General features: G+C 67.8%; 2 protein-coding genes. Both read right to left on the minus strand.

Features of this window, described 5'->3' with window-relative positions; all coding sequences use genetic code 11:
* Positions 1–123 precede the first annotated feature (123 nt).
* The gene (locus RMO40_RS21730) at positions 124–1,674 is read right to left on the minus strand and encodes a patatin-like phospholipase family protein (RefSeq protein ID WP_309725685.1); all 1,551 of its coding nucleotides are present in this window, start codon (positions 1,672–1,674) and stop codon (positions 124–126) included.
* Between the two features lie 10 nt (positions 1,675–1,684).
* On the minus strand, positions 1,685–3,349 hold a 1,665-nt coding region (gene glk, locus RMO40_RS21735; RefSeq protein WP_309725686.1), incomplete at its 5' end, for a glucokinase.

The following is a 3,349-nucleotide window of genomic DNA, read 5'->3' on the forward strand; positions in this document are numbered from 1 at the left end:
CTGAGCTTGTCGAAGGGTGCGCGGTGAACGGCGCCGGCTTCGACAGGCTCAGCCCGAACGGAGATGTGTGCACCCTTCGACAGGCTCAGGGCGAACGGCGAACGGGGAACAGAGATCAGTGGCTCAACCGCCCGCACGCCGGCGCTGGTATTGCGTCAACGCCGTGCGCGCCCAGGCCGTCAGGTCGCGGGTCGAAAACGCGATCACCTTCAAGCGCAGCGTGATCGACAGCAGCACCAGCGCCGGCAGCACGATGGGGCCGGCTAGCACGCCGAACCATTGCCGCATGTTGTAGAACATGGCGCCTTGCCGTGGCGCGTAGAACTGCCACAACCAGGCAGCACCGCCGACCCACAGCAGGCCCAGCAGCCCGTTGGCCGACATGTTTCGCAGCGAGCGAGGGAAAAGCGCAATGCCCCAGGCCCACGTGAGCTTGGCCAGGAGCAGCAGCAACAAGACGGTGATCGCCACCATCACCAGCGAAGTGAGCGTCACGGCCACCGAGGCCGGCGAGCGCTTCTGCAGGCCTGAGAACAGCACGTGCTGGCCTCGCTCCAGGTCGTCGAGGCAGGCCTCGCGGCTGTCGGCCAATTGCAGTTGCAGCTCGGGCGTGGCTTCTGCAGGCTCCGCGCGGCTCATCGTTTCCCACAGCGCCAGCATGTCGTCGTGCGGGCAATCAAGCGGGATCTCGGGCTGGCCGGTGGTGCTCTGGTAGCCGGCGAGAAACAGCAGGTGCGCTTCGGTGGCGGCAAAGTCGTCGAGGTCGGTGCGCAGCGCACGCAGGTGTGACCACCAATCGAGCCCGCTCGGCTGCGCCACCGGGTCGCGCAGCGAGATGAGCGTGCAGTTGCGCATGCGCAGCACGTCGCCACGGGTCTGCTCCATCATCAAATCCATCGCCCGCATTGGCGTGGCCCAGCCGTCGACCGGGTTCATCGGCAAGACGGGTGCCGAGGCATCGATGCACACCGCGGTGCCGATGGCCGCGTCAAGCTCGCGCAGGCCGTGGTTGTCGAGCACGCCGCCGTCGCCCAGGTGGTAAGGGCCGCAGCGGATGGGCTCGAATACACCGGGCACCGCGCTCGACGCAGCCAGCGCCTTGGCCACCGGCAGGTCTTGCATCGACAGGTAGTTGGCGTCGGGCTGGAACGGCAAGCTGCGGTGGCCGATCACCACCACGCAGCGGCTGCCGTTGGCGTAGTCAGAGCAGGCGATGCGCCACTCGGGCAGCACCGTGGGCCACGCCTCCTTCGATGTGGCGCGGTGCAGGGCGGCGAGCCAACGCCGGTTGATGCGCGCTATGGCGAGCGAAAAGCCGAACTCGTTGCGCACCAGCCCGCAGCTCAGCGCGCGCACCGAGGCCATCACCCGCAGGCGTGGGTTGTGGCGTGACTTGCGGAACAAGGTTTGCTGCGCGCGCAAGGCGCAGCGCGCCAGCTCGGCGTCGTCGACGCTGCGGCGCTGCTTCAGCGCGTGCATCCATTCCTGCAAGAAGAAGCCGGCGGCGATCGAGCCGCCCGAGATCGTGACCAGCAGCTTCAGCTCACGCAGGCGGCCTTGTGCGGCGAGCGCATGCAAGGCGCCCAGGTGGAAGAAGGCGGCGCGAAACCCGCCGCCCGACAAAGACAGCTGGTGGATCGGCTCCAGGCGCGAACCCTCGACAACGGCGTCCATGCGACGCCCCTCAGGCGATGTGCGAGATCAGCACGCCAGGCGCCAGCGTGTGCTGGCTGTCCGGCCCCTCGTGTTTGCCGCGTGTTGCGGTGGGCGAGGGCATGCGCCGCACCGCCAGGCCCACGGCCACCATGTCGATCACCAGCAGGTGCAGGATGCGCGAGATCATCGACACGAAGGTCGAGCTGTCTTCGCTGTGGTCGACTGCAATGCACACATCGGCCTTCTTGGCCAGCGGCGACTGGTTGGTGGTGATGGCCACCACGGCGGCGCCACGGTCGCGTGCGGTCTGCGCCGCACGGATCAACTCGGCCGACTGGCCCGAGCTGGAGATGAACACCGCCACGTCTTTCGGCCCCAGCACCTCGGCGGCCATGCTGAACATCGACGCGTCGGTGTGCGCCACCACCGGGATGCGGAAGCGAAAGAGCTTGTATTGCGCGTCGAGCGCCACCACCGAGGAGTTGCCGGTGGCGTAGAGCTCGACCCGCTGCGCCTCGCGAAACAGACCGATCGCACGGTCGACTGAGTCGACATTGAGCGACTCGCGGAAATGCATGATCGACGAGATGGTGTTGTCGAGCACCTTGGCGCAGAGGTCGGGCGTGGCGTCTTGCCGGCGCACCTGGGTGCGCTGCAGCGGGATGGTGCCGGTGAGGCCCGAGCCGAGCTTCAACTTGAAATCGGCCAGCCCCTCAAAGCCGAGTGAGCGGCAGAAGCGGATGACGGTGGGCTGGCTCACATCGGCCAGCTTGGCGATGGCAGCGATGGGGTCGTTCAGCGCAGTGCGCGGGTTCTCCAGCACCACGTTGGCTACGCGCCGCTCGGCCGGCGACAAGGCATCGCGCGCATTGCGCACGCGGTCGAGCAGCGGGTTGCCGCCGTCACGGTCGGGCATGTGGTCGGCGAGCAGCGACGAGACGCCGTGGAAGGCGAGGTTGTCGGCCGTCAGCACATAGGTCGGAATGCGCGCGACGTAGGACGAGAAGCGCCCCTTGTCTTCAAAACGTTGGCGGAAGCTCGAGCGCAGGAACAAATCGCCCAGGCGCGGCACGATGCCGCCGCCCACAAAGATGCCGCCGGTGGCGCCCAGCGTGAGCGCGAGGTTCGAGGCCACCGTGCCCAGCATGGCGCAGAAGCAGTCGATGGTGTCCACGCACACCGCGTCGCTGCCTTGCTGTGCACGCTGCACGATGTCGGCGGTGCTGAGCTCGGCGGCGGCACCGGCCACACCTTCGCGCAGCGCTTCGTAGATCAGCTGGATGCCGGGGCCCGACACCAGGCGCTCGGCAGAGACGTGCGACATGGTTTTCCACACGTGGCGCAGCACACGCAGCTCACGTTCGTCGATCGGTGCAAAGCTGGTGTGGCCGCCTTCGGTGGCCAGAGTGACCCAGCGATCGTTGGCGGGAATGAGGGCCGAGACACCGAGGCCGGTGCCGGGGCCGAGCAGGCCGATCACACCGTCCGAGCTTGCAACGCCGCCACCCACCTGCACCCGGCCTTCGGGGCCGACACGCGGCAGCGACATGGCCAGCGCGGTGAAGTTGTTCACCACCAGCAGCGTGCTCAGGCCCAGCTGCTGCTGCACCTCTTGGATCGAGAAGGCCCAGTCGCGGTTGGTCATGCGCACCGCGTCGCCATCGATCGGGTAGGCGATGGCCATGGCGCCGTG

This window comes from Rhizobacter sp. (assembly GCF_031412075.1).
Taxonomy (GTDB): domain Bacteria; phylum Pseudomonadota; class Gammaproteobacteria; order Burkholderiales; family Burkholderiaceae_C; genus Rhizobacter.

Coding starts and splice junctions, on each gene's coding strand:
- RMO40_RS21730 (WP_309725685.1), bottom strand. CDS start 1,674: ATGGACGCCGTTGTCGAGGGTTCGCGCCTGGAGCCGATCCACCAGCTG.